This window comes from Algoriphagus boritolerans DSM 17298 = JCM 18970 (assembly GCF_900108085.1).
GTDB lineage: Bacteria > Bacteroidota > Bacteroidia > Cytophagales > Cyclobacteriaceae > Algoriphagus > Algoriphagus boritolerans.
Map to the genome: position 1 here is coordinate 1 of NZ_FNVR01000063.1, position 3,120 is coordinate 3,120.

Genomic DNA, 3,120 nt, shown 5'->3' on the forward strand with positions numbered 1-3,120 from the left:
AAAGATGGGACAGCTCCAAAAAGCTTCCCATCTTTCATTTTGGTACTATTCCAAGATTAAATTATTTTGGACTCTCGCGTTCTCGGACGACAGTATTTTAAAGTATGCCAGTGCCTACCTATTCTCTGCTTTTGCTTTTCGTAATCTGGAAGGGTTATATCAGAGCGACCAGAAGATCTCGGCTCTCTAGCCGCTAATCCAGGTGAGGGAAAAATTAAAAGTGGTTTTTTATCTGCCATGCGGATCCCCTTTGAGTGTATGATAGGTCAAACACTCATCGACGATTTTTTTAACATTTGCCTCAGGGAGGGAAAGAATGTACTTCCTTTGGATATCGAGTACAAAGTCTTCCACTTCGGAAAAGCAGAGGCCCTCCAGTTTCGAAGCGATTTTATCCAAGGAATGGTCTAAAGAGTATTTCACTTGATTTTCAAATTTCTTAAGCCAGCGGACAATCATCGCTTTAGTCGGTTTGTCCAGATTCAGTTTCACCTGAAACCTTCTTCCCACCGCACGGTCCAGTAGTTCGGGGTGATTGGTAGCCGCCACAACCATCACATAAGAAGGAAGTCGATCAATTTGCATCAGCAAGGAGCTTACTACCCTCTTTATCTCCCCTGTCTCATGTTGGTCCCCCCGCTCCTTTCCTATAGCATCAAACTCATCAAAAAATAACACACATTCTTGGGTGCGAACAAAATCAAACATTTGCTTCAGCCGGGTGGCCGTTTCTCCAAGGTAGCTTCCAATAATTCCATCGTAACGGATGACATAAAATGGAATCATCAGGGATTGAGCAATAGCCTCAGCCAAGGAAGTTTTGCCATTTCCCGGCGCTCCGGAAAGCAATATTCTGTTTCTGGGTTCAAGGTTATACGACCTCAGAATATCAGCTCTGAAATGTTCCTGGACGACTTCATTTATTTTACCAAAATTCTCATCCGAAAGAATCAAATCATCCAATCTTCTCTCTGGCTTTACTTTAAAAAGAAAGTTTTCAAATCGTTGTCCAAGAAGGTTTGAATTATTCGTAGGAGCTCTCACCCCTCTATTTTCAGAGGACCGTAATAGTTCATCCAACTGATCTGCAAGTATATGATGCTGTTTGCTACGTTCTTCAGCAATGATTGATTCCGTCACCCGGGTAAATAGCCCCGGATCACTTGAAAGTCCTGCTTTAACCAATTTCACCAACAAATCTGCTCTTGCCATAATCAATAGAATTCCTGCAAAGGAACGAAATCACCGGATAATTGGGAGAATTTCATTTGCCTTTACTTTTCTAAACTAGACAATCTGTGGCTGAGAAAAAATACCCAGCCCTGGGTATTTTTAAAAAAACCTCACCCCAGCCCCTCTCCTTAATGAGAGGGGAGCTTGCGAAGTGGTCAAATGAGCATTGGGGTCCGATTGAAGGGAAATTGTTTGCTGCATGACAAGTAATTGAGCCTTTTGGGAATAGTCAGATTACTGATTGGATTCGGTGGAATGTGTGATTCCCCCCTTGTATCCATACCAATTTTTTTTAGGATAAACCAACAATAATAGCTTAATTAAAGCTATACTATTGACATAATTAAATATTGGATACAGAAAAGTTATTTAAACTAGATTTGAAGAAAATATTTTCTATCGAAAGAACTCTGCCAAAAGCCTTTGAATAGACTTAAAATTAACTGAAAAACCTAATTTCTGACCTTCATGGGACATAAAATCTACATAAAGGCATCCTAAAACCCAAGATCCGGGTTGATTTAGAAATCAAATCTTCTTACTGGAAGAATATTGTATAATCAAATAATTAAATTTAGGGATTTGCACTTATCACCTTACCTATTTCTTTATTTTCATTAGTGCAATAATTGGATTATCCTCAATTTTTATTGTACCTAAAGAATTGGTTTCTATCTCCTTTTTCCCTTCTAAGGCAAATGACGGTAAAATGATGTCAACAAGGTAATCTTGAAAAATAACTTCATGTTTAATTCCAAAAAGGTAAGAACTGATATAAATTTGTTTGGGAAAAGAAGAAATATCGTTGTTAACCACTCTAGTATGGAAGATTTTCCCACTATCCTTTATTTTAATGTATTGATATAGCCTATTTTTATTATTTTCTTTAAAGTAATAGGAAAATGCTAAAATTTTGGAATTTTCAGCATTCAAAACAGGAAAAGAAACTTTGCCATTAGCCTCATTACTTAAATATTTTAATTGCTCCTGAATGCTTTTGCTACCTAATTCTTTGTCTACTTCATACCCACTGAAATCTAAGGTGAGAAATGGGATAGCCTTCTTATCCGATAATTTAAAAAAGGTATCATTGTACATTAATGAAACATAAATCTCACCTTCTTCATTTTGTGTAAAACTTTCCACAAAAGGTGAAAATGAATCACCTTTAAAATCAATTTTTTTATCGAAAAGGACACTTTTTTTATTCTCTTCATCAACAACAATTATATCTCCATTTGTAGCCTTTTCATTTACGTAATTTTCGATTTGTTGTGCTGCAAAATAATATACATCGTTGAACCTTCTTGCCGAGTTAGCAATCGGAGCATTCAAGGGTCTTTCTTCCAAAAACAATAATGTAGGAATAGCATATTTAAGAATTCGAGAATTTTCGCCAATATAATCTATGATTTCAATAAATCTCTCATTTTGATCTACAAACACAGGGCCAAGATGACGATACTGATCAGGGCCATCACCTAGCTTATCAATTTTATTCATAAATGACCCCTCATGATTGTAAAGAAAAATAGACTGTTGAGATTTATCTATAACATAAATAAAATTTTTCTTGATAATTATTTCTGAAACCTCCCCTAGAAATGAATTTTCTGAATTTTCAAGTTTAATGTACTTTATAGAATCAACGATGGATGATAAAGACAAAAAGTCCACAGCCTCTTCGGGATTGATTACCAAAACTTCTGAAAAATTTTCTTTGGAATCATTTATCTTGCTACACCCAGACACAATAATTCCAAAGAAAACAAAACTTATTTTTAATAATTTCATGTCAATGCTGTCCTAAATAATTTTTGATTGTACACTAATATCCTATTTGCACCTTATTAAGGATTGTTTTAAGGGTAATTTGGAAACAGATCC

At 35.7% G+C, this 3,120-nt stretch carries 3 protein-coding genes; 1 reads left to right on the forward strand and 2 read right to left on the reverse strand.

Annotation, left to right across the window (positions count from 1 at the left end):
* On the forward strand, window positions 1-190 hold a 190-nt coding region (locus C4S61_RS22455), incomplete at its 5' end, for a hypothetical protein (protein ID WP_235010164.1).
* 38 nt (window positions 191-228) lie between these two features.
* On the opposite strand, the gene C4S61_RS21505 is transcribed toward C4S61_RS22455, so the two are convergent.
* The gene (locus C4S61_RS21505) at window positions 229-1,212 is read right to left on the reverse strand and encodes an AAA family ATPase (protein WP_103926832.1); all 984 of its coding nucleotides are present in this window, start codon (window positions 1,210-1,212) and stop codon (window positions 229-231) included.
* 621 nt (window positions 1,213-1,833) lie between these two features.
* Window positions 1,834-3,027, reverse strand: a complete 1,194-nt coding sequence (locus C4S61_RS21510) for a 6-bladed beta-propeller (RefSeq protein ID WP_103926833.1) — start codon at window positions 3,025-3,027, stop codon at window positions 1,834-1,836.
* Between the last annotated feature and the right edge of the window lie 93 nt (window positions 3,028-3,120).

Excerpts from the sequence above, each read along its gene's own strand:
- C4S61_RS21510 (WP_103926833.1), bottom strand. The coding sequence starts at position 3,027 with ATGAAATTATTAAAAATAAGTTTTGTTTTCTTTGGAATTATTGTGTCT.
- C4S61_RS21505 (WP_103926832.1), bottom strand. The coding sequence starts at position 1,212 with ATGGCAAGAGCAGATTTGTTGGTGAAATTGGTTAAAGCAGGACTTTCA.